14 protein-coding genes and 2 pseudogenes are annotated in these 23,071 nt (G+C 69.2%); 11 read left to right on the top strand and 5 right to left on the bottom strand.

Annotated elements, in window-relative coordinates; all coding sequences use genetic code 11:
- Positions 1-72: 72 nt before the first annotated feature.
- Positions 73-2,610 (top strand): beta-L-arabinofuranosidase domain-containing protein, encoded by a 2,538-nt coding sequence (locus AQI88_RS17780; protein ID WP_066999727.1) that lies wholly within the window; start codon positions 73-75, stop codon positions 2,608-2,610.
- A gap of 27 nt (positions 2,611-2,637) precedes the next feature.
- Positions 2,638-2,859 carry a hypothetical protein gene (locus tag AQI88_RS17775; protein WP_066999724.1) on the top strand — a complete coding sequence of 74 codons (222 nt, stop codon included), beginning with the start codon at positions 2,638-2,640 and terminating at the stop codon, positions 2,857-2,859.
- Positions 2,860-2,936: 77 nt separating this feature from the next.
- On the opposite strand, the gene AQI88_RS17770 is transcribed toward AQI88_RS17775, so the two are convergent.
- Complete coding sequence (locus tag AQI88_RS17770; RefSeq protein ID WP_066999721.1) at positions 2,937-4,997, bottom strand: FAD-dependent oxidoreductase; 2,061 nt, start codon at positions 4,995-4,997, stop codon at positions 2,937-2,939.
- A gap of 378 nt (positions 4,998-5,375) precedes the next feature.
- On the bottom strand, positions 5,376-5,837 hold the full coding sequence (locus tag AQI88_RS17765) for a hypothetical protein (RefSeq protein WP_066999719.1): 462 nt from the start codon (positions 5,835-5,837) through the stop codon (positions 5,376-5,378).
- Positions 5,838-6,275: 438 nt separating this feature from the next.
- Between AQI88_RS17765 and AQI88_RS17760 the strand changes: the two genes are divergently transcribed.
- Positions 6,276-8,060 (top strand): trypsin-like serine peptidase, encoded by a 1,785-nt coding sequence (locus AQI88_RS17760; protein WP_066999716.1) that lies wholly within the window; start codon positions 6,276-6,278, stop codon positions 8,058-8,060.
- 45 nt (positions 8,061-8,105) lie between these two features.
- Here the strand turns inward: AQI88_RS17760 and AQI88_RS17755 are convergent, their stop codons facing one another.
- Positions 8,106-9,719 (bottom strand): phospholipase D-like domain-containing protein, encoded by a 1,614-nt coding sequence (locus AQI88_RS17755; RefSeq protein WP_066999713.1) that lies wholly within the window; start codon positions 9,717-9,719, stop codon positions 8,106-8,108.
- A gap of 243 nt (positions 9,720-9,962) precedes the next feature.
- Positions 9,963-12,521 (bottom strand): valine--tRNA ligase, encoded by a 2,559-nt coding sequence (valS, locus tag AQI88_RS17750; protein WP_066999710.1) that lies wholly within the window; start codon positions 12,519-12,521, stop codon positions 9,963-9,965.
- 140 nt (positions 12,522-12,661) lie between these two features.
- Between valS and AQI88_RS17745 the strand changes: the two genes are divergently transcribed.
- Together AQI88_RS17745 and AQI88_RS45965 are read left to right on the top strand one after the other, a co-directional pair.
- Complete coding sequence (locus AQI88_RS17745; RefSeq protein ID WP_066999707.1) at positions 12,662-13,459, top strand: transglutaminase domain-containing protein; 798 nt, start codon at positions 12,662-12,664, stop codon at positions 13,457-13,459.
- 289 nt (positions 13,460-13,748) lie between these two features.
- Positions 13,749-15,401, top strand: a complete 1,653-nt coding sequence (locus AQI88_RS45965; RefSeq protein WP_159050354.1) for a hypothetical protein — start codon at positions 13,749-13,751, stop codon at positions 15,399-15,401.
- On the opposite strand, the gene AQI88_RS17735 is transcribed toward AQI88_RS45965, so the two are convergent.
- Entirely contained in the window at positions 15,375-17,747 is a 2,373-nt protein-coding gene (locus AQI88_RS17735) for a tetratricopeptide repeat protein (protein ID WP_159050353.1), read from the bottom strand. The two genes, AQI88_RS45965 and AQI88_RS17735, sit on opposite strands and share 27 nt — an antisense overlap.
- Between AQI88_RS17735 and AQI88_RS48820 the strand changes: the two are divergent.
- The 6 genes and pseudogenes from AQI88_RS48820 to AQI88_RS17710 all read left to right on the top strand — a co-directional run.
- Positions 17,716-18,858: pseudogene (locus tag AQI88_RS48820) on the top strand (hypothetical protein); the annotation flags it as partial. The gene AQI88_RS17735 and the pseudogene AQI88_RS48820 sit on opposite strands and share 32 nt — an antisense overlap.
- 94 nt (positions 18,859-18,952) lie before the next feature.
- Entirely contained in the window at positions 18,953-19,078 is a 126-nt protein-coding gene (locus tag AQI88_RS48505) for a hypothetical protein (RefSeq protein WP_279616556.1), read from the top strand.
- Positions 19,075-19,768: pseudogene (locus AQI88_RS17725) on the top strand (response regulator). Before AQI88_RS48505 ends, AQI88_RS17725 begins: the two are co-directional and overlap by 4 nt.
- A gap of 250 nt (positions 19,769-20,018) precedes the next feature.
- On the top strand, positions 20,019-20,261 hold the full coding sequence (locus AQI88_RS17720; RefSeq protein WP_208615819.1) for an aldehyde dehydrogenase family protein: 243 nt from the start codon (positions 20,019-20,021) through the stop codon (positions 20,259-20,261).
- A 207-nt stretch (positions 20,262-20,468) separates the two neighbouring features.
- Positions 20,469-22,151: a hydroxysqualene dehydroxylase gene (locus AQI88_RS17715; RefSeq protein WP_244184190.1), complete on the top strand. Its 1,683-nt coding sequence runs from the start codon at positions 20,469-20,471 to the stop codon at positions 22,149-22,151.
- 350 nt (positions 22,152-22,501) lie between these two features.
- Positions 22,502-23,029 (top strand): transglycosylase SLT domain-containing protein, encoded by a 528-nt coding sequence (locus AQI88_RS17710; protein ID WP_066999691.1) that lies wholly within the window; start codon positions 22,502-22,504, stop codon positions 23,027-23,029.
- Positions 23,030-23,071 lie beyond the last annotated feature (42 nt).

Below are 23,071 nucleotides of genomic sequence, written 5' to 3'. Positions count from 1 at the left end.
ATATCTCGAACAACAGCCAGTGGGGCGGGAACGGGACTCTCCGCCCCACACCCTCGACATGCGGAGGACTTCGTGACCCCACCCCTCGGCAGACGGCACTTCCTCACCGCGGCCGGCGCGGCCGCAGCGGCCCTGACCGTGACGGACGGCCCGGCAGCCCAGGCCACGCCACGCCCCGCCGGTTCACCTCGTCAACAGGCCACCCGGGCAAGGCCGTTCCCGCTCACCGCGGTGTCCTTGCTGGCCGGCCCGTTCCAGGACAACCAGAGCCGCAACACCGCCTATCTGCGCTTCGTCGACATCAACCGGTTACTGCACACCTTCCGCCTCAACGCCGGCCTGCCCAGTACCGCCCAGCCGTGCGGCGGCTGGGAGGGCCCGACCGTCGAACTGCGCGGCCACTCCACCGGACACCTCCTGTCCGGCCTCGCCCTCACGTTCGCTGCCACCGGTGACACCGCGCTGCACGACAAGGGCCGCCGGCTTGTCGCGGCCCTGGCCGCCTGCCAGGCCGCGTCCCCGTCGGCCGGATACGGCAAGGGGTATCTATCGGCCTTCCCGGAGAGCTTCTTCCACCGGCTGGAGGCCGGGACGGGCGTCTGGGCGCCGTACTACACCCTGCACAAGATCATGGCGGGGCTGGTCGACCAGTACCGGCTGGCCGGGAACGAGCAGGCCCTCGACGTGGTGCTGCACCTGGGCGAGTGGGTGAACCTCCGTACGGGCAAGCTGAGTTACGAGCAGATGCAACGGGTCCTGGAGACCGAGTTCGGCGGCATGAACGACGTCCTCGCCGACCTGCACGCGATCACCGGCGAAGCCGTCTGGCTGGACGTCGCCCAGCGCTTCACCCACGCCCGCGTCTTCGACCCCCTGGCAGCGGGCGAGGACCGGCTCGCGGGACTGCACGCCAACACCCAGATCCCGAAGATGGTCGGGGCGATACGGCTGTGGCAGGAGAGCCTGCCCGACCGCTACCGCACGATCGCCCGGAACTTCTGGCAGCTCGTCACCGACCACCACTCCTACGTCATCGGCGGCAACAGCAACGGCGAGGCCTTCCACGAACCGGACGTCGTCGCGGGCCAGTTGTCCAACGGCACCTGCGAGAACTGCAACAGCTACAACATGCTCAAGCTGACCCGGCTGCTGCACTTCGAGGACCCGGACCGCACCGACCTGCTCGACTACTACGAGCGCACCCTGTTCAACCAGATGCTCGGCGAGCAGGACCCGGACTCCGCGCACGGCTTCGACATCTACTACACCGGCCTCGGCCCCGGCTCCTTCAAACAGCAGCCGTCCTTCATGGGCACGGACCCGAACGCCTACTCCACCGACTACGACAACTTCTCCTGCGACCACGGAACCGGCATGGAGACGCACGCGAAGTTCGCCGACACGATCTACACGCACGACGAACAGCGGCTGCTGGTCAACCTGTTCATCCCGTCCGAGGTGAACTGGCAGGAGAAGAACATCACCTGGCGGCAGACCACCACCCTGCCCGACGCCTCCTCGACGGTGCTCACCGTCACCGCCGGCGGCGCCGCCCACCAACTGCTCGTCCGCATCCCCGGCTGGGCCGCCGGAGCCCGTGTCAAGCTCAACGGCCGTACCCTGTCGAACCGTCCGGCGGCCGGCGCCTGGCTGACCCTGGACCGCACCTGGCGCCGTGGCGACCGCGTCGAGGTCTCCCTGCCGATGCGTACGACCATGGAGGCCACCCCCGACGACCCGGACGTGAAGGCCGTACTGCACGGACCGGTCGTGCTGGCCGGGGCGTACGGCGACACGGCGAGCACCTGGATGCCCCGCCTGGACACCTCCACCCTCCGGCAGACGTCGGCCGCTCCGCTGCGGTTCACCGCGACCGCCGACGGCAAGGCGATCACACTGCTGCCCATCGCCCGCGTCCACCACCAGTACTACAACGTCTACTGGCTGACCGGTCAGCCCCCGTCCCCTCCCCCGCAGTTCGCCGCCTGGTACCCCTTCGACGAGACCTCCGGCACGACGGCTGCGGACGCCAGCGGCAACGGCAGCACGGCCACTCTCGCGGGCGGCGCCTCCTGGACCCAGGGACACATGGGCGGCGCCGTGGCCCTGGACGGGGAGGACGGTCATGTCGCCCTCGCAGAGGACCTGTTGGCGGGTGCGTCCGCCTACTCGGTGGCGACCTGGGTGAAACTGGCCGGACAGCCGGCCGCCTGGAGCCGGATCTTCGACTTCGGCACCGGGGTCAGCGCCAACATGTTCCTGACCCCCCTGAGCGACGCCGGAACCCTGCGGTACGCGATCACCGCGTCAGGCGGGGGCGCGGAGCAGCGCATCAACGCCGACCCGCTGCCGACGGACCACTGGGTCCATGTGGCCGTGACCTACGGAGCCGGCACCGCCGTGCCACACGTCGACGGCCAGGAGGCGGGCCGGAACACGGCGGTCACCGTGGAGCCCCGCTACTTCGGCAACCACATCAGGGCCGCGTACATCGGCAGGTCCCAGTACTCCGACCCGTATCTGAAGGCGGCCGTAGACGACTTCCGGGTCTACGGCAGAACGCTGAGCGCGACCGAGGTCACGGCCTTGGCCCGCCCGAAGGAATCCTGAGGTCTGTTCGGCATTCCGACGGTCCGGGTGACCTTCGAGATCGAGGGCGCCGGAGAACTCGCCGGCGTCGCCGACGGCAACCCGCACAACGTGGACCGTTTCCAGCAGCCGCGCCGCCACACCTGGCACGGCGAGGCGCTCGCGATCCTCCGTCCGGCGAAGAGGCCGGGGCGCGTGACGCTCACCGCGAAGGCCTCCAGGCTGCGGCCGGCCAGGCTTGCGTTGCCGGTGACGGAGGCGGGAGCGTAGCGGCTGAGTGGACGGGGAGCCCGGTCCGGTGTCCCGGTGAGCGGGGCGCCGGACCGGGGTGTCTCACCGTCCCCCTGTCAGCCCGTATGGACCTTCAGTGCCGTCCGGACAGCGGACTCGAGTGCGCCTTCGATCCAGGCGGGCTTGATGGACGTGTGGTCCCCCGCAAAGTGCAGCGGCCCCTCGGATGTGGGGACGTCAGGGAACAGTTCTGCGTGCTGGCCGGGGAAGAGAACCGAAGCCTCACCGTAGGCGTAGTGGTCGCGCATCCACGACTGGGTCTTGCACTTGTTGGTGAAGAAGACCTCGCACCGGCGGCCGAAGACAGCCTGTACTCCGGCCAGCGCGCGCAGATACCGCTCGTCGTCGGCGAAGGCATCCCACTTGAGGGCGTCGTCGGACCAGCTGTAGGAGGCGAGCATGATGCCTCCGTCGCTGCCCTGCAGAGGGTGTGCGTGCTCGAAGTACATGAAGCGGTTGGCGTTGTCGCTCACGTTGCCGCCGCCACGGATATGAGCGGCATCCGGTTCGCCGCTCGTGACGGGCCGGAAGACGGAGAAGCACGTCTTGAGTTCGTCGGGGATCGTCACCCCCAGGTCCTTCACGGACTTGTGCGCGCCGAGGTACTTGCCATGGTGGACCCCGCCCGACTTGTACTTGTCGTAGAGCTTGTCCTCGATGGAGTTCAGCGCCTCCTTCCACTGCTCCTCGGTGAACTCCCACCAGCGCCGGGAGAACTCCAGCAGCACCTTGGTCGCGGCGTCGTAGTGCAGTTCCGTGATGGCCCGGCGTTTGCCGTAGGTGAGCGGAGGGTCGAAGGTCACGTGGCGCAGACCGGAGAAGGGGACGGTGATGATCGCCTCGTCGCCCTCGAACACCTCCGTGACACCGCCCTTGCCGGTCTGGCAGGCCTCGGAAACGGTGTGCACCCTGACCTTGCCGGCGTGGTGTTCGATGCGTACGGCGCGCCTGTCGAGCTTCACCTTCGCCTTCACCGGTGTGTACAGCGCGTCGGCGAGGCGCGCGGTGCCGCCCTTGATCTCCCAGAACTTGGTCTTGGGGTCGATCAGCGCTGCGGACAGGAAGCTGTGCGTGAAGGAGAGGTGCAGCCGTGAGGTCAGGTTCTGGATCGTGCCGATCAGGTCGATGGTCCTGGTGTCGAGTCCGGCGACTTCGGTGAGGTACCGGTACATGGACCAGTGGCCGTACCTCTCGAGGACCTCGACCCATCCGTTGACGAGGGCTGTCCCTTCCTTGCCCCGGATGAGCCGGTGCGCGGGTTCGAGGGCTTGCGCGAGGATTGCGGATGCGGTCTTCGTGCGGTTCTCGCCCGTGACACCGAAGGTGTCGTTGATCCTTTCAGGGTTCGTTTCGTAGTCGGCCCGGCGCATGTGGATGCCATTGACGTGGATCCAGGCGCGGTTGGCCTTCTTCGTCGGGTCGTCGACCTCCACATCCACCAGGTAGAACTCCTGGAGCGCGAGGCCGAGCTTCTTGATCAGCGCCATGAGGAGGGGGTGGCTCTCGGGCAGCCGCATGGCCCCGGCTTCGGCGTACTGCCCGGGGTCGGCGAAGGGCTGCTCCCCGTTCTCGTGGCCGCCCTTGCGGAACGTCTTGATACGGCCGCCGACGCGGTTGCCGTTGGCCTCGATCACGACGACATCGTGGCCTGCCCGGTGGAGCAGGTTGGCGGCGAGCAGGCCGGCCGGTCCGGCCCCGACGATCAGGACGCGCTTCGTTGCCTTCGCACGGCTGGCGGGCAGACCCTGCTCGACGGCCTTCAGGTAGCCCGGTACGAGGGGTTTGTCGTGCTCGTCGTAGACGACGATGGCGCGGGCGACCGTGGTGTACGCCGTGGGGTCGACGCCGGGCGGCACCGTGGCCGGCGCGGTCGAGGGTGCGGTGGCGGGGCTCAGCGCGGTCGCGGGCGCGACGGAGGCGGCGGTGAGTCCGGCAGCGAGCGCCGAGGCACCGGTCGCTGTGACCACGGCCCGCCGTGAGGGCTGCACGCCGTGCGACCGAGGCGAGGGGGGCGAGGCGAGTGAAGCATCCGAGGCGAGTTGCTCCTCGCACGATGCGTCCGTGGTCTTCGTGCTCGGAGTGTTCACTTCTGGAGTGCCCATGTCGTGTGTATTCATCGCTCATCACACTGGCGTACAAGCGGCGCAGAACCAGTGCGTTCACACGGACAAGCACACTAAACCACTCTCACGGCTACATGACGCGACTCATCGGTCCAACTACCGCACGAGAACCGGGTGTTCGGCGCCAACGTATCTCCGGCAACCACTCACGGTCGGGCCTGTCGGACCCGATGGCACGAGGGCCGGGCCGGTGCTGTCGCCGCGCAGCCGGTGACCACTCTCGGGGCCGTGACCCGGCCGGTGAGCCTCTGCCGCAGCGGCCAGGACACAACGACTGTGCCCGGGCGGCGACTTCAGCGCTCGAAATCCAGCGCCACCGGTGCGACGCGTCCTCACGCCGATCCCCTCGTTCCCACAGCGTGCCGCCACGCGTCACCGCGTCGAGAGCCTTCTGCGCCGCCGCATGGCCCATGCGCCCGCAGTTCCTGCACCGACTGCGGCGAGCGCGCCGACGCCCAGCCACACCAGGGGATTTGACCCCTCGTCCGTCGGCTTCGCCGATTCGATCCAGAACACCGTCTTCTTGACCGCCTGGCCCCGGTGGGTGATCACCCGTGCCTGTGCCTGGCCGGGTTGTGCATCCCGGCGCAGGTGCACCTTGCCCTCGTACTGGCGTCCGGTGAAGGTCAGCGTGGCGGGTGCCTCGAACGCGGGCGAGGTGACCTTCACCGCCTTCTCGCCCTCGTCCCGCCATTCGTCGAGCCACAGTGCCTCAACCTCCTGCCCGGGAGCACCGGCGGCAACGGAGAGTGTGGCCGAGGGCGCGTACTCCGCAGGTGGCGTGGGTGAGGCCGCCGCGGACGGTGCCCACACCCCGAGGGTCAGAACGGCCACGGCTGCACAACCCGCGAACGCCGGGCGGGTGGCACGAAACATTGCAAAAGCTCCCAGTAAGTGATCTAGTGACACCCGCACTTTACCTGACCATTGCCCATCTTTGGTTCGGGTATGAACAAGTAACGACGCAAGGCACCCATGAGACGCATTCTGCTGAGCGCTGCCGCGCTCGGACTGTGCTCCGGACTTCTGGCCGCTCCCGCAGTGGCCGCACCGGCATCACCCACGCCCACGCCCGCGGCGACGGCGACTCCGGGAAGCACCCCCGGACCAGTCGACTCGCCCCGTCCGAGCCCGACTTCGGCCGCCACGGCCGGCCCTTCCGCAACGACTCCGAGCCCGACGTCGAGTGCGACGCCCGGCCCGTCCACCACACCGCCGAAGCCGCCGGTCGCGACGTCCGAGGCAAGCCCGGAGCCCTCCGCCTCCTCCCGCATGCCCGACGAGGAGTACTACCGGTCGCTGGGCATCGACCCGACTCCCCGCCCCCCGGCGCCCCTTGATGCCGAGGAGCTCAAGGAGGCCCAGGCGCTCGACGCGTACTGGACACCCCAGCGGCTGCGCAACGCGCGCCCCCTGGACGACCCGGACGGCACGCCGCTGGGTGACGTGCATGGCAAGGGATCCGCGCTGCGGGCGCCCAGCCATGAGGTGGCCGGCGGCTTCGACACCATCGGCGTCTTCGTCGTCACGCGGGCCGGCGGCAAAGAAGACCGCTTCTGCACGGCATCCGTCGTGGACTCGCCGTCGATGAACCTCGTCATCTCCGCGGCACACTGCCTCTCGGACACCGACCGCTTCGAGAACTTCGGTTTCGTCCCGAAGTACAACGACACCTCGAACCCCAAGCCGTACGGCATCTTCCGCGCCGAGAAGAACCGCGTCTACCTCGACGGCCGCTACCTCCAGCTCGGCGCGGCCAGGGGCAACGACCTCGACTTCGCCTTCGTGCGCGTGCAGCGCAACGAGAAGAACCAGGTGCTCGCGACCGCCGTCGGCGGCGGCAACAGGCTCAAGTTCGTCGGCCCCGGCGACTTCGCGCAGAAGGACGCCCATCTGATCGGCTATCCCGGCGGCGCCAAGCGGCCCCGGGACTGCAAGGCCACCACGCGGAAGTTCAACGACCGTTTCCTGCAGATCGACTGCGACGGCTACACGCCCGGCACCTCCGGCTCCCCGTTCCTCGCCGAATGGGACGGCAGACGCGGTGACGTGTTCGGTGTCATCGGCGGCTACAAGACCGGCGGCCCGACCGCCGACACCTCGTACTCCTCGCAGTTCGACGCCGACATCAAACGCCTGTACGTGCAGGCGGTCAACGACTACGAGCCGGACAAGGCGTCCGCCCTCGGCGGCGGCGCCACGTGGAAGCATGCCAAAGCCATCACCTCCGGCACCTTCTACGACCCCGCCGCCTTCGGCCCCGCGCGCGCGGTGGCCCGGCGTGGCACGGATGTCCGCCGGACCGGGACCCAGGACATGATCGTCCTGTGGGACGACGGCGAGTTGTCCCTGTACGAGGGCGACGGCACCTTCGGGTTCGAGAAGGACCGCAGGCTCATCGGGCCCAACAGCACCTGGAAGAACGCCAAGGCGATCACCGCGGGCGACTTCACGGGCGGTGCCCAGTACGACCTGATGGTCCTGTGGGTGGACGGTGAAGTCTCCCTCTACAAGGACGTCGACTACGACTCGGGATCGATCCAGAACGTTCCGGAGATCACCCTCCAGCAGCCCAACGCCCTGTGGAAGCACGCCACCGCGCTCGCGACAGGTGCGTTCGGCGGCAACAAGTGGCCTGACGACCTCGTCGTCACCTGGGACGACGGCGAGGCCACCCTCTACTGGGACGTGAACGCGTCCGGGGTCCACGAGGAGCAGAAGCTCGCGAACCCCGGCTCCGTCTGGAAGCACGCCCGCTCCCTCACCACCGGCGATTTCGGCGGCGCCGACAACAACGACCTGATCGTCCGCTGGACCGACGGCGAGCTGACCGTCTACAAGGACCTCGGTATCAGCGGCCTCGGCGCCGAGAACCAGGTGCTTGCCCCGAACGCCCTGTGGCGCGACCACGCCAGAGTCGTCTCGGCGGGCAGTTACGGCGGCAACTCCTGGCCGGACGACCTCGTCGTCCGCTGGTCCGACGGAGAACTCACGATGTACGGGGACTCGTCGGCCTCGAAGCTCGGCAGGCAATACATGCTGGTCCCGCCCGGCTGACGGGGGCGCTGTCTGTCCATGGACTCACCTGCGGACAGCGGGATTTCACATCTGGCACAGGCCCCGCTCGTAGTCGATCGTGGCGGACTCCTTGGAATGGGTCCACTGGGGGCTCAGCAGCTGGGCGTCGAGCTGCCGGGCTGCGCCGGGGCTCTCCACGATGTACCCGAAGTCCTGCAACCACGCCGGGTAGAGGTTCTTCGATCCGATGTAGAACGCGGAGCCGTCGACCGAGACCAGCTTGTGGTGCTGGGCGTAGGGGTGTCCGTCGGCCCACCTCGAGCCCGGGGAGCTGCGGAAGGCAGCGAGCTGCAGGTTGGAGCAGAGCGCCGCCGTGGCGCTGCCCTCGTCGCCGGTGATCCGGGCGAGCCGGCTGCGCAGTACGTCGCTGATCTCGGAGAGGGACTTGATCTGCGAGTAGCCTCCGCTGCCGACGGCACCGCGGTTGGCGGGGTCGCTGACGACGATGCGCACCTTGACGCCGGCGGCGAGCTTCGCTGCGAGGGCGTCGTAGACGCGGGTGTCGTAGCGGGGCAGCGGCGGGCAGGTCGCGTTGAGGTCCTGCTGCGAGATCTCGATGTGGCTGGTGGCGCTGGAGATCAGTGAACGCAGGGCGCTCTCCTCGGGGTTGACCGTGTCGTAGTCGCGGTCCCCATTGGTGTTGTCGTGCAGCCCGATCACGCACCGGGTGCCGGACGTGTCCGGCAGGGTCGGGTGCCAGGCGGAGGCGGGATCGGCGTCCTCGATGCCCACGCCGAGCCCGCCGACGGCGATCACCGGCACATCGCCGGTGGCCGGGACGGCACGGGGGTTGGTGTCCCGCTCCATGGTGGCCATGCAGTCCGCTCCGCCGGAGGTGGCGTACCAGACGCGGGCGATGTTGCTCCTGTTGCGGCAGGTCCAGGTCCACAGCTGGTCCAGGTACCGGCCGGCTGTGCCGGCGGCGGGGCCGGTCAGTGCGAGGTCGACGTCGGTGACCGGGTGGGCGGTGTCGAGGTAGTCGCCCTTCCAGTCGTTGATACCGCCGGTGACCGCGGTCTCCCCGTCGACGACCAGGAGCTTGGAGTGGTTCCACGAGAAGGCGGTCTTCGACGTCGTCATCGAGGCGACGTCGAGCGTGACGGCATCGGCCGCCGGGCCGAGCTTGCTGCGCAGGTCGTCCCGGTACTTCGAGGGCAGCACGGTCATGTGGTAGACGGGCGCGGCCCCGACGAGGACTCGGACCTTGAGCTGGTGGCCCAAGGCCACGGAGGATTTCAGGCCCGCGACGATGGCGTCCTGGAAGGCGCCGTCCGGGAAGGGGGCCAGACTGGAGATGTCGACGGTCCGGGTCGCCCGGGAGATGTTCTCGGTCATCTTGGCCAGCAGTCGCTTGGTGCCGGCGCGGTCCTTGCAGCCGGCGTCGCCCCAGCAGCCGGGCGTCTGGAGCAGCCAGCCGGTGGGGTCGTCGGGCGCGGCGTCGAGCCGGTTGCCGCTCGTCCGCTCCCACACGCGCCCTTCGAGGCCGGGCGAGACCTCGCGCAAGGTGCTTTCCACGGCGTCGAGATGCGGGGTCGCCGAATCGGCGGCGGTGGCGGGTGCGGCGGGCAGCACGGCCAGGGCGAAGGCGGATATCAGTGCGGCGGGCGCCGGGCGGTTTAAGCGGTGCGGAAAGATCATCCGCAGAAGTTACCAGGCAGTACATCCCGCCTGTGAACCCCTCCCACCCATCCCTGCCTGCCTGCCGAAGGCACGTCAGCCTCGCGACAGGCAGGGATGGCCCTCTCCGCTCAAGAACAGGCTTGCTTCGTCCGTTCGGCGGACCGGGACGTCGCCGCCGAACAACTCGGCCAGACTGAGATCGGTGCGCGCTCAGGCATCAGGAACGCGGACGGCGGCTCTTCGCCCTGGATCGCGGCACAGTCAGAGCCTGACCGTTACCGCCAGTCCGGCGCCCTCGCGGACAGCGGACTCCACCTCGGCGATTCGGCCGGCCGCGCGCAGATCACCCGCCGCCAGGGCCACCCGCTCCCAGACGGCCGGGGAGGCGCTGATCCTGGCCGAAGCCACCTCGGTGCGCATGGACACCTGCGCTTCGGACTTGGCCTTGCGCACGGCGGCGATCACCTCCGAGGCCACCTCGAGCACCGACGGATCCGCCGCCCCGGCCTGCTCGCGCAGCTCGGCCGCGTCGGGCCAGGGCTCCCGGTGCACCGAGCCGTCCTGCCACCAGGACCACACCTCTTCGGTGGCGAAGGGCAGGAACGGCGCGAACAGCCGCACCAGCACCGAGAGCGCGGTGCGCAGAGCCACCCGGGCCGAGTCGGCGCCGTCCGCCGCGTGCTCGCCGTAGGCCCGGACCTTGACCAGCTCCAGGTAGTCGTCACAGAAGCGCCAGAAGAACGCCTCGGTCCGCTCCAGCGCCCGCGCGTAGTCGAAGTCCTCCAAGGCCTCGGTGGCGTCCTGGACGGTCTCGGCAAGCTGGGCCAGCATCGCCTGGTCGAGCGGCTCGTCGGCCTTTCTCCCGGCCGAGTCGGGATCGCCGATACCCAGCACGAACTTGCTGGCGTTGAGCAGTTTGATGGCCAGTCGGCGGCCGATCCGCATCTGCCCGGTGTCGAAGGCGGTGTCGGTGCCCGGTCGGGCGCCGGCCGCCCAGTAACGGACCGCGTCGGAGCCGTGCTGCACGAGCAGGTCGGTCGGGGTGACCACATTGCCCTTGGACTTGGACATCTTCTTGCGGTCCGGGTCCAGGATCCAGCCGGAGATCGCCGCATGGCGCCATGGCAGCACGCCGTGCTCGCTGTCCGCGCGGACCACGGTGGAGAACAGCCAGGTACGGATGATCTCGTGGGCCTGAGGCCGCAGATCCATGGGGAACACCCGTTGGAAAAGGTCGTCGTCCCGTCCCCAGCGGCCGGCGATCTGCGGGGTCAGTGAGGAGGTGGCCCAGGTGTCCAGCACGTCGGTGTCACCGATGAACCCGCCCGGCGCCCCGCGCTGCTCAGGGCTGTAGCCGTCGGGGGTGTCGGTGCCGGGGTCGACCGGCAGCCGGTTCTCGGTGGGCACCAGCGGCTGGTCCCAGCGCGGGTTGCCCGTGTCGTCCAGCGCGTACCAGACCGGAACCGGCACACCGAAGTACCGCTGCCGGCTCACCAGCCAGTCGCCGTTGAGGCCGCCCACCCAGCTGTCGTACCTGGTCTTCATGTGCGGGGGATGCCACACCAGGTCCGCGCCGCGCTCCAGCAGCCGACCGCACAGTTGTTCGTCCCGGCCGCCGTTGCGGAGGTACCACTGCCGGGTGGTGACGATTTCCAAGGGCTTGTCGCCCTTCTCGTAGAACTTCACGGCGTGCACGAGGGGCCTGGGCTCGCCCAGCAGCTCACCGCGTTCCCGCAGCAGCGAGACGACTCGCTCCCGAGCGGTGTGGGGGGTGGCTCCTGCCAGCAGCGCGTACGCCGCGCGGGCCGCATCGCCGTCCAGGCCGGGCGGAGGCTCGGGCAGGAACCGCCCGTCCCAGCCGATCACCGGCCGGGTGGCCAGCCGCAGCTCACGCCACCACACCACATCGGTGGTGTCGCCGAAGGTGCACACCATGGCCAAGCCCGTGCCCTTTTCCGGGTCGGCCAGCCGGTGCGCCACCACCGGCACCTGGACGCCGAAGAGCGGGCTGGCGGCAGCCTGCCCGAAATGGACCTGGTAGCGCTCGTCATCCGGGTGGGCGACCAGCGCGACACAGGCCGGGAGCAGCTCGGGGCGGGTCGTGGCGATCTCCAGTTGCTGCCCGTCCGGGGCGCGGAACACCAGATGGTGGTGGGCGCCAGGACGTTCCCGGTCCTCCAGCTCGGCTTGGGCGACAGCAGTGCGGAAGGTGACGTCCCACAGGGTGGGGGCCTCGGCGAGGTACGCCTCGCCGCGGGCCAGGTTGCGCAGGAAAGCCCGCTGGGCGGTGGCACGCGCCGCGTCGTCGATGGTCCGGTAGGTCATCGACCAGTCCACCGAGAGACCGAGCCTGCGCCACAGCTCTTCGAAGGCCTGCTCGTCCTCCGTCGTGAGCCGCTCGCACAGCTCGATGAAATTGCGCCGGGAGACCGCGATCTGCTGCGCCCCGGGGGACTCGGGTGGGGCGAAGTCCGGGTCGTAGGGCAGCGAGGGGTCGCAGCGCACCCCGAAGTAGTTCTGCACCCGCCGCTCGGTGGGCAAGCCGTTGTCGTCCCACCCCATGGGATAGAAGACGGCCTTGCCGCGCATCCGTTGGTAGCGGGCGACGGCGTCGGTATGGGTGTACGAGAAGACGTGGCCGACGTGCAGCGAGCCGCTGACCGTGGGCGGCGGAGTGTCGATGGAGAAGACCTCCCGGCGTGGCCGGCTCCGGTCGAAGGCGTATACGCCGGTCTCATCCCAGCGCCGCGACCACTTCTCTTCCAGCCCGTCGAGGGAGGGCTTCTCGGGCACGTCGGGACGACGAGGCGTATGTGTCATGCCACGACATGCTAGGGACGGGCCGATTCCGGAGCGCGCCTTTTTGCTTCGCGGCCGAGCGGCCCACGGTTGAACGCGTTCAAATCCTCTGTCACGATACGTCGTGCCACCGGAGAGCGCTGGACGAGAGGACCACGGTCATGACGAGCTCGCTTCTCGCACCGCAAGGCCGTGTCCGCACGGGCACGGCCGGCCGGGCGACGGCGGCAGGGAGCACGGCCCAGACGCAGATCCTCGACTGGCAGCATCCGAATGTTGCGTCGCTGCTCCAACGGATCGACATGACGGCGGGCTCGGCAGACACCTCAGGTCCCGCCCACCGGACAGCGGCCCTGCGTCAGGCCCACCGATACATCTCCGCAGCTGTGCAGCCGGTGTACTCGGTGCAGGACGAGCGGCCCGTATCGGAGGTGCTTCGCCGCGGCCGCGGCTCGTGCAGCCAGCGGCTGGCCGTCCTGGAGTCCGTCGCGCGGGCATCCGGGGTGGCCACTCGGGTGCGTGGCCTGCTGGTGGACGGGGCGTTCTGGTACCCGCGTTTCCCTCGCCTGCGTCGGATCGTCCCGCACCAGGTTGTGCTCGCCTGGCCGGAATTCCGCCTCGAGGGTCTCTCGCGGACCGACCACCCCACCGCGCCCTGGTTGACCGTCTCGGAACTCTTCGGTGATCTGGACGAGTTGAGCGAGGGGCACGGTGGTGGCTTCACCAACGCAGGCACGGAGACGCTCTTCGAGGCGTTGTCCAGGACAGCGATCGACTGGGACGGCGTGACGGTCTGCCCGGCCACCGGCGCCGGGTGCGACCTCTCGGCCCACGTCCTGGCGGACCTCGGCCACTTCGACTCACGCGACGAACTCTTCGCCCAGCACGGCCAAACCCTCTGCTGGACGGCAAGGCTGCTGGCCGAGCCCGTCCTGGGTCGCCGCTCGGCGGGGGCCTAGTGGTGCTTCGTTGCTTCGGGGGCTCGGGGCATTCAGCGGACTGCGTGCTGCCGTGTGCGAGGTGCTCGTCGGGGTCCCGGTCGGCCGGGTCCTTCCTCCGCGTAAAACCGTCGACTGCACACTGCCGAGCAACGGTGCCACGAACTCCTCATGGCTATCGTGTAACCCGACGGGCTGGACGATCATGTGAGGTGCGCGCGTGGGCGAGGCAGGGCGGCTGCCAGTTGCGTTGCGCGGTGACGGGCGGCGTTGGAGCACGGTACTCGCTGAGCGCAGCGTTCTGGGAGTCGTGCACAACGTCACCTCTGCCACGCGGTTGTTGGATCTGCTGTCTGTCTTCGAGAGTGACGAGCGGGTACAGGTGTTCTTTTCATGCACTGATTCGTCTGCGCTCGACGAAGGGACGAGGGACTTCCTTACCTCGCGGGGCATGCTCCACCTTCCGTGGAACGAGGCAGTGTCTCACCCTTTCGATATTGCCGTTGCCACAAGTCGGGGCGGAGACCTCCACAAGATAGGGTTCCCGCTGATATGTACACCCCACGGAGCTGGCTACAATAAAAAATTGCGCCGGGAGCCGGGAGCCGGGAGCCGGGAGCCGGGAGCCTTTGGCCTGACGGACGAATGGCTTGTGCATGATGGGCGACTGATTCCCTCGGCACTCGTGTTGTCCCATGCGGAACAGCTCGATCGGCTTGCCGACGGCTGCCCTCAGGCTCTGCCTGTTGCCCACGTCGCAGGCGACCCGTGTCTCGACCAGTTGAACGCAGGTCTCGCCTTCCGCTCGACGTATCAGCAGGCTCTCGGACTGCTACCCGGCCAGCGCCTGGTGGTCGTCTCCTCGACCTGGGGCAAAGGCTCCGTCCTGGGTTCACCACAGGCCGACGTGTTGCGACGAGCACTCGCGGAGCTACCCGCCGACGAGTTCCGCGTATTGGCGGCCGTACACCCCAACGCCTGGTACGGACATGGCGCTTGGCAAGTGCGCACCTGGCTGGCTCCGCTCATCGATGCAGGACTCATCCTCCCACCTCCCGAAACGGAAGTATGGAAATCCGCACTGTGCGCGGCTGATTTCCTGATAGGCGACCATGGATCATTGACCATGTACGGAGTCGCACTCGGAATTCCCTGCATTCTCGGCGCTTTCCGGGATTCCGTCGTTGCTCCCGGATCCCCCATGCAGCGACTGGGTGAACTCGTCCCCCGGCTTTCTCGAACGCAACCGCTCCCCGCCCAGCTTGCGCACGCCGCCGAAACCCAGCACAACGACCCGAAGCTGGCCGGGCTGAGACGGAGCGTGACATCGGAACCCGGCAAGTCCGCTGCCCTCATTCGCCGGCTTCTCTACTCCTGGCTGCAGCTGCCGGAGCCATCGCATCCCGCGACAACCCGAGCGGTACCCATTCCGTCCGCCCCGTCCACGCACGGTCGTCGGCTTCCCCATCTGCATGCCAAGCTGGTCTCCGCGACGGTGAGCGACAGCAGCCTGGGACCGAGCGTCTCCCTGGAACGCTTTCCCGGTGCTCTCCAGCGCTCGTGGAGGAGCCATCTCAGCGATGCCCATCTCGCCGCGGACCCGGACGACCCCGACCTCCGTTGGCCCCGGTCAGCCGATGTGCTCCTGCTTCCGCGCGAGAGGTATCCGGAGCCGGACGCGGTGAAGTGGTCCCACTTCACCGCTCGCTTCCCGGGGTGCGGTCTGATCGCAGTCGAAGAGGCCGACCAGGGCTGCACCGTGCTGTTCGACGACGACACGCGACTTCGCGCGCGCTGGGTCGACCGTCCTGCTTGGGCGTCGTTCGCCCTCGCCGCGTCGGCCATTCACGCCTGGGCACGGATGTGCCCCGTGCGAGACCGCCCACGGGACTCGATCCGGATCACAGTCCGCGCAGGCCACCGGCTCGCGCCGGCCCTAGTGGAGTTCGTCCCCGTCGGCTGAGCCGGCCAGCCGTTCTCGCGCCTCGTCCGCCCGGTTGCTGCGGACGGCCGTGAACAACTCCCGCGCACACTCCCAATCGGCGACCGCCCGGCCCTCGTCGCCCAGGTCCCGGTGCATGTCGCCCCGGAGGAGGTGAGCGACCGCGAGGGCGTACGCGGAGTCGGCCTTCGCCAATTCGGCGATCGCCGAATCCAAGGCCCCAACGGCATGGTCGGTCCGGCCACAGGCTTGCCGGTCCTGCGCATACCGCACCCAGGATTTGCCGATGTTGAGGGCGATGTCCTTGCCCTCGCCGAGCCTCTTGAAGCCCTCACGCGCTTCCTCCAAGGCCCGCTCGGCATCGTCGTGACGGCGCAACGCCGTGTACGCGGCAGCCCGGTGGTACGCGAGCAGGGCGAGGCCGCGAGGATGGTCGACCCCGTCGAGCGCGGCCTCGGCCTGGTCGTAGCATGCGAGGGCGTGCTGCGGGCGCTTGAGCTTGTGTTCCAGGAGGCCCAGACCCTCCAACGCGCTGGACTCCGTACGCCACTCCCCGTCGCTCCGGTCAGGCGTTCCGGGACGAACGAGGTCGAGCGCCGCCTCGAGATGGCTGCGCGCCCGGCGCGGGTCGTCCTCCTCGACGCTCCAGCGGTCCAGGTGCGCAAAGCCCAGTTGGTAGTGCATGCGCACCACCGCCAGCCGGTCCCCGCACGCCTGGGCCGAGGCGAGACCGACCTCGTGGGTTTCGATCCACTCCGCGTGACTCGCGGTGCGCAGGTAAAAGGTCCACAGACCCTGGCACAGCCGCCATGCCTCCATGTGCAGCCCGCTGTCGTGGGCGAGGTGCACAGCGGTGAGGAGTCCCGCGCGCCGCCGGCCGAGTTCCCGTTCCGTGTACGTCTCCCGTTCGGCCGTCGGGCGCGCGCCGCGTGCATACACGTTCATCGGGTCGTGCCGCCAGCGAGAGGACAGCGTCGCCTCGCCGGACTCGGCCGTACGAAGGTAATAGCGAACGATGCGGTCGCGTACGGCGTTGCGCTCGGTCTCGGTCTCCTGCTGTTCCGCGACGGTCGCGGCATGGTCGTGGACAAGTGGGTGCAGGCGGTAGGTGTCCACGCCCCCACGCTCCACCAGCCGCGCCGAGATCAGCGCCTGGAGAGCGCGCCGCGCCGCAGCAGGCTCCCCGTCCGGGGTGAGCGCGTACACGGTGTCCATCTGGAAGTCCACGCGGGGCAGGATGCCGAGGCACCGGTAGAGCTGGGCCGCTTGCGGGACGAGATATCCGTAACTGATGTCAAGTGCCCTGGGCAGGTCGTGTGCGTCGTCCACGGTCAGCAGCTCCTGTCGCGAGGCTCGGTCGGCGAGGAGGGCGGTGATGTCCTCCAGGGCTCCCGGTACCGGTGACTTCAGCTGCCCGGCGATCAGGCGCACGGCCAGCGGCAGGCCGCCCAACTGACGGACGAGGGGCTGAAGCCGCTCGCGGTGCTCGGTACTGCGGCTGACCTTCACGAGCAGTTCGAGGGCATGTTCGTCCTTCAGGGGCTCGACCTCGACAGCTTCGAAATCCAGCAGCGTCCCAAGTCCTGCCGGCACCTGCTGGCCGGTCATCAGGAGGACGCATTGGGGTGAATCCGGGTGCAGAGGGCGGACTTGGGCGAGTCTGGTGACGTTTTCGAGCAGGACGACCATGGGCCGGCCGCGCAGCTGTCGTCGGACTTCCGCCGCCTTCTGCTCGAGGTCTGCGGGGCGGTCTTCTCGGGGGGCGCCCAGCTGGTCCAGCCAGCGCTCCAGGATTGCTGCCAGGTCGGCGGGGCGTCCCCGCTCGTCCGGGGCCAGGTCGGCGTGGAGGAGACCCTTGGGCAGGGTGTCCTGCTGGGACTGCCGCCAGTGGCGAGCCGTGGTGCGCTTGCCCACTCCCGGCATACCGCACAGGAACATCGTCGTCATTTTGCTCGCCGCAGTGCACTGTGCCCAGTAGTCGTTCATCGCCTGGAGCACGACGGAGTTGTTGACGTAGTGGAGGATGTTGGCGAACGCGACAGGCGCGGGGCTCCGCTCGACCACCTCTCCTACGATCACCCGCATCCGTTCGGCGATTTCGGGCCGCTCGGCAAGGCGGCTCTGGAAGAGTTGCGTCCACGCCTCTTCCACGGTCGCCTCCGCGTCCTCGTCACCGGTGCGGCGGGCGTCGAGCAGCTGACGCCGCAGGCGTTCCAGCTCCTCTTCCGCAGCCGCTTGCCCGGCGGGAGCGCCTCGGCCAAGGAACACGGCAAACCGCTTCTTGCCCCATGTCCACAGCTCCTGCAGGGCCAGTCCCGTGAGGCTGCTGGCGCACATGGCCGCCAGAGCCATCATCTCGGCTTCCACCGTTCTCCCCCACGTTCCGGTCGCTTCTCACCTGCGGACGAGAACAACCGTAGAGATCATCCGAGCGACTTGGCACGGGTTCCCGGGAAGGAATGGCTGGATCCGGCCGCCACACGGGGGTTCTCGTGTCAGACCAGTTCGGCACCGGGAGGGTCGCTTACGCTCCTGCGCCGTCTGTTCCACAGCCTCATGGGCCTCCCCTGGCCCGCAGGCCGCTCTGCGCTGCTCGACCCGCTACCCCTGCCGCCGCATGAATCGCCCTCGCGCCCACGCGGCGGTGAACGAGGAGACACGGGAGGCCGGCCGACTGCCCATCACGGACGTCATCCTGCGGTACACGGCCGAGGCCGACCCTCGCCTCGGTCTGCCCAGCGTGCGGACGCCGGAGGCGCTCGCGCGGCGTCCGTACCACGGGTTGGTCGCCTACGCCGACGGGCCGGACCGCTGCGTGGTGCGCCTCCTCCGCCGGGCGGTCCGATGGGTCATGGCACCGGCCCTCAACTCGACAGCGTCGGCGAGTTGCAGCTCGCCCCTGTCGTCTCCATGGTCCCGACGGCAGGACAGCCGTCCGGCCGGTGGTCGGCGGCTTCCGGGGCGGCGCCGGTGCACGCGGCCACGTGCTCGTCAGCATCCCTCGCTGATCGCGGCGGGTGGGCGAGCTCGTGACACCGCAGGCCGTGAAGCCCGTCCTCGGCCACACCCTCGCCGTCATCGTCGGCCTCGCCGACGGCGCCGCCGGACTCACCGAGAGCAAACCCGAACGCGGCGCCCAAACGCTCCGCATCATCAGCGACAGCGGCCGCGACGCCCTGGCCGAACTGCGCGCGGCCTCCTCGCCGTCATCGGCGACGACGGCGACAACGGCAAGGACGCCGACCGAGCACACGACGCGCCGCTCGCCCCGCAGCCCGGCCTCGCCGACCTCGGCCCTCTCCCGGAGCGGATCCGCAGCGCCGGTCCCGGCGTCACCTTCGAGACCCAGGGCGACCTCACCGGTCTGCCCCCAGGTCTCCAGCTCTCCGTCCACCGCATCGTCCAGGAGGCCTTGGCCAACGCCGTCAAGTACGCCGCCTCCGACACATCGATCCGCGTGTCCCTCACAGCCGACCCCGATGCCGTGCGCGTCGCCGTCGAGGACACCGGGCCAGTCCCGCAACCCGACATCACGCCGTCCCTCAACCGGCGGCGGCCGGGGCCTGCCGGGCATGCGCGAACGCGCCGCTCTCTACCAGGGCAACCTCACCGCCGGCCCCAACGCCCAGGGCGGCTGGACCGTCCGCGCCCCCCTCCCCACCCGACCCGCCAACCCCCCGGAGAAGAACCCCGCATGACCACCGTCCTGATCGTCGACGACCAGGCCCTGCAGCGCAATGGGCTTCAGCATGCTCATGGAACAGCACCCCGACATGATGGTCGTCGGCGAGGCCGCGGGCGGCAGCGAAGCGGTCCGTATGACCGCCGGACTGCGCCTCGACGTCGTCCTGATGGACGTCCGCATGCCCGGCATGGACGGCATCGAGGCCACCCGCCGCATCATCGAGTCCGGCGGCCGCTCCCGCATCCTCGTCCTGACCACCTTCGACCTCGACGAATACGCCTACGACGCCCTGCGTGCCGGCGCCAGCGGCTTCCTGCTCAAGGACGCCCTGCCCGAGGAACTCGTCGCCGGTGTCCGCGCGGTGGCAGCCGGAGACGCGGTCATCTCCCCCGGCCTCACCCGCAAACTCATCGACGCCTTCAGCGACCGCCTGCCCGGCCACTCCCCCGAGCAGCAGCGCCGCCTCGCCGACCTCACCGACCTCACCGACCTCACCGACCTCACCGACCTCACCGACCGGGAACGCCAGGTCCTCACCGACGTCGCCGGCGGCTGGACCGACGGTGAGATCGCCGAACGCCTCCACCTCGCCGAATCGACCGTCAAGTCCCACATCAACCGCATCCTCACCAAGATCGACGCCCGCGACCGCGTCCAGGCCGTGATCTTCGCCTACGACACGGGCCTCGTACAGCCGACCTGAACCGCTGTGCCCCAGCCGGGGTCACCCGAGGGCCGCCGCCACGGCTCCGTCTGCATCGGACGCGGCTGGGACGGCGAGGACGACAAGGAACCGTACGTCGCCCTCGGCGACCGCCCAGCCCGTGCCGTGCGAGGGGATTGGCTGGAGCGCGCTCTTTTCGGCAAGACCGTGCGGCTGGTGATGTGGACCCGCGCGCCTGGTGTGCGACGTCGGTCGGCTGCGGGAGGACATGTACGTGGACAGTCATGCGATGACCATCGACGGTCGGGCGGATACCGGCTCCGGCGCGGCCTTCGACGTCGTCAACCCCGCGACAGGTGAGGTCTTCGCGCAAGCGCCGCGGTGCGACCGGCGGCAGTTGGACGAAGCGTGCGCCGCGGCTGAGCGCGCGTACCGTCGCCGGCGGGCTGACAGCGCCTGCCGCCGGCGGGCGCCGTCCGGCATGGGCGACGTCCTCGAGCGGGCGGCCGCGGCTCACTGGCTCGCATGGTGACATCTTCGCCCGGCCCCAGCCCTCTCAACCCGGTCGAGCTGTACGTCAGGGACCCTCACTGACCGCCTCCGGCTCGCCGCCGGGCCCGGACCCGTCTACCGGCCAAAGACCGACAAGGCGTTCAGTGATGCATGCGCGTCCGGCGTCCCGGCGGACGCGCCCATGAGCACGACCACAACCATGACGGGAAGGAGCATCGCTGTGTCCATGAGCCCTGGTCTCGGGTCCGTGGCCGTGCTGGGCGGCGGCGTCGCGGGGCTGACCGCGGCACACGAACTCGCCGAACGCGGTTACCGCGTCACGGTGTACGAGCGCAACGACACGCCGGGCGGCAAGGCCCGGAGCATGGACGTGCCGGGCACCGGCACCGGTGGGCGTCTCCCGTTGCCCGGCGAGCACGGCTTCCGCTTCTTCCCGGGGTTCTATCGCAACCTTCCGGACACGCTGCGCCGCATCCCGTATCCGAACAAGTCGGGCAGCGTCCACGGAAATCTGGTGAACGCCACCGAGTGCCTCGTAGCCCGTGACTGCGGCCGTCCGAACCTACGGTTTCCGGTCCGTACGCTGTTGTCGTTACCGGTTCCGGAGTCACTCCTTCCCAGCGCCCTGGTGGAAAGTGTGGCCGGACTTCTGGACACCGCGCTGAACCTGCCGCCCTCCGAGATCGTCCACTTCCTCGGCCGTCTGCTCGTCCACATCACCAGCTGCGAGCTCCGACGGATCGAGCAGTGGGAGAGGGTGCCGTGGTGGGAATTCATCCGAGCCGACGCCATGTCCCGGGAGTATCAGCAGCTGCTCGGCGTCGGGATCACCCGGGACCTTGTCGCCGTCCGGGCCGAGGTGGCGAGCACGCGCACCGTCGGCCGCCTCATCCAGGCGTTCATCTACAACCTGCTCGGTCGCGGCAACGACGGTGAGATCGACCGGGTGCTCAACGCGCCGACCAGCGAGGCATGGATCACCCCCTGGGAGGATCATCTCCGCGGCCTCGGTGTCGAGTTCGAGTTCGCCACCGAAGTCGAGGAGTTCGTCTACGACGGTGGCAGGATCACCGGCGTCCAGGTGAGGTCCACGAGAGGCCCGGCGTCCCGTACCGCGGTCGCCGACCACTACATCAGCGCCATGCCCGTCCAGGACGCCCGGGCCGCCTGGGGCGTGGATCTTCGCGCCGCCGACCCCCAGCTGGAGCGCTGCGACCGGCTCAGGACGGCCTGGATGGTCGGCGTGCAGTTCTACCTGCGTACCCGCATGCCCCTGGTGCATGGGCACGTGATCCACGTGGACTCGCCGTGGGCACTCACCTCGGTCAGCCAGGCGCAGTTCTGGAAGGGGCGTGACTTCCACTCCACCTACGGGGACGGAGAGGTGGCCGACTGTCTCTCCGTGGACGTCTCGGCATGGGACAAGCCGGGAATTCTCTACGGAAAGCCCGGGGTCAAGTGCACGCCGGACGAGGTTCGCCAGGAGGTCTGGGCACAGCTCAAGGCGGGACTGAACGGTGCCGGGCAGCGCGTGCTCACCGACACGGACCTGCACTCGTGGTTCATGGACCCGGCGGTGACCGGCCTCGGTGGGCCTTCACCGTCCAACCGTGAGCAGCTGCTCATCCACCCCGTGGGCACCTGGTACGACCGGCCGTCGAGCCGCACTGCGGTGCCGAACCTGTTCCTGGCCGGAGACTACGTTGCCACCGACATCGATCTCGCGACGATGGAGGGCGCCAACGAGTCGGCGCGGCAAGCAGTCAACGCCCTGCTGGACGCGGACGGCTCGACAGCACCCCGCTGCCGGATCCGGCGGCTCTACCGTCCACCGGAGCTGGCGTTGCTCCACCGGCTCGACGAGATCAGATACCGGTCCGGCCTGCCCCATCTCTTCGACTGCGGCTAGAGATCTTCGAGGATGTGGGCCCCGACGGCGTGACGCCACCCACAGGACGCAGGTCACGTCCTATCCCGGATCGTAGAACGACACCGCCCCCGAACAGCGCGAAAAGCGCACAGATAGGAATATTTCGGGCATTACTCCGTAACCGGGTAGTACGTCACATCATTGCGCTCCACCCCGCCCGCCGCTCACCATGGCTGTCGTTGCCGGGAGCCACGAGACGGACCGGACGGACATCGCCGCACACGCCCGCTCCGCCCCGCAGCACGGGGCCCCGCCCCAACGCCACCGCGCCGCCCCACACCGGCCCGGCCGGCACCCCCCGACACCCCCCACAGGAGAACCTCTTCCCCATGGCCATGAGCACCCGCACCCACCGCATCGCCCGCCTGCGCACCCTCACCCTCACCGGCATCGCCACCACCGGCGCCGCAGCCGCCGCCCTCACCCTGATGCCCGCCTCCGCACAGGCCGCCGAAGCGACCCACGTGAGCACCTCCGCCGTGGCCACCGCCTCCACCAACGACAGCCACACCACCCCCAAGGCCGGCGCCGGCTACGCCAACACCCTCGACGGGTGGATCAAGCAGTCCCTCGACATCATGAAGGCCAAGGGCATCCCCGGCAGCTACGAAGGCGTCCGCCGCAACATCATGCGCGAGTCCGGCGGCAACCCCAACGCCCAGAACAACTGGGACGTCAACGCCCAGAACGGCACTCCCTCCAAGGGCCTCCTCCAGGTCATCGACCCCACCTTCAACGCGTACCACGTCGCCGGCACCGCCCACAGCGTCACCGACCCCGTGGCCAACATCACCGCAGCGGCCAACTACGCCGCCCACCGCTACGGCTCCATCGACAACGTCAACTCCGCCTACTGACAGGCCGTGCAGCAGCGGTTCTGGTTCATGCGACCGACACCG

The sequence above is a fragment of the Streptomyces cellostaticus genome (assembly GCF_001513965.1).
Classification (GTDB): Bacteria; Actinomycetota; Actinomycetes; order Streptomycetales; family Streptomycetaceae; genus Streptomyces; species Streptomyces cellostaticus.
This window is presented reverse-complemented; position numbering and strand designations above follow the sequence as displayed.

Bases quoted from the DNA above. Each gene is read 5' to 3' on its own strand.
- AQI88_RS17755 (WP_066999713.1), bottom strand. From the start codon at position 9,719: ATGATCTTTCCGCACCGCTTAAACCGCCCGGCGCCCGCCGCACTGATA.
- AQI88_RS17720 (WP_208615819.1), top strand. From the start codon at position 20,019: ATGACCATCGACGGTCGGGCGGATACCGGCTCCGGCGCGGCCTTCGAC.
- AQI88_RS48505 (WP_279616556.1), top strand. From the start codon at position 18,953: ATGCGCGAACGCGCCGCTCTCTACCAGGGCAACCTCACCGCCGGCCCC.
- AQI88_RS17745 (WP_066999707.1), top strand. From the start codon at position 12,662: ATGACGAGCTCGCTTCTCGCACCGCAAGGCCGTGTCCGCACGGGCACG.
- AQI88_RS17760 (WP_066999716.1), top strand. From the start codon at position 6,276: ATGCCCGACGAGGAGTACTACCGGTCGCTGGGCATCGACCCGACTCCC.
- AQI88_RS17770 (WP_066999721.1), bottom strand. From the start codon at position 4,997: ATGAATACACACGACATGGGCACTCCAGAAGTGAACACTCCGAGCACG.
- valS (WP_066999710.1), bottom strand. From the start codon at position 12,521: ATGACACATACGCCTCGTCGTCCCGACGTGCCCGAGAAGCCCTCCCTC.
- AQI88_RS17710 (WP_066999691.1), top strand. From the start codon at position 22,502: ATGGCCATGAGCACCCGCACCCACCGCATCGCCCGCCTGCGCACCCTC.
- AQI88_RS17715 (WP_244184190.1), top strand. From the start codon at position 20,469: ATGAGCCCTGGTCTCGGGTCCGTGGCCGTGCTGGGCGGCGGCGTCGCG.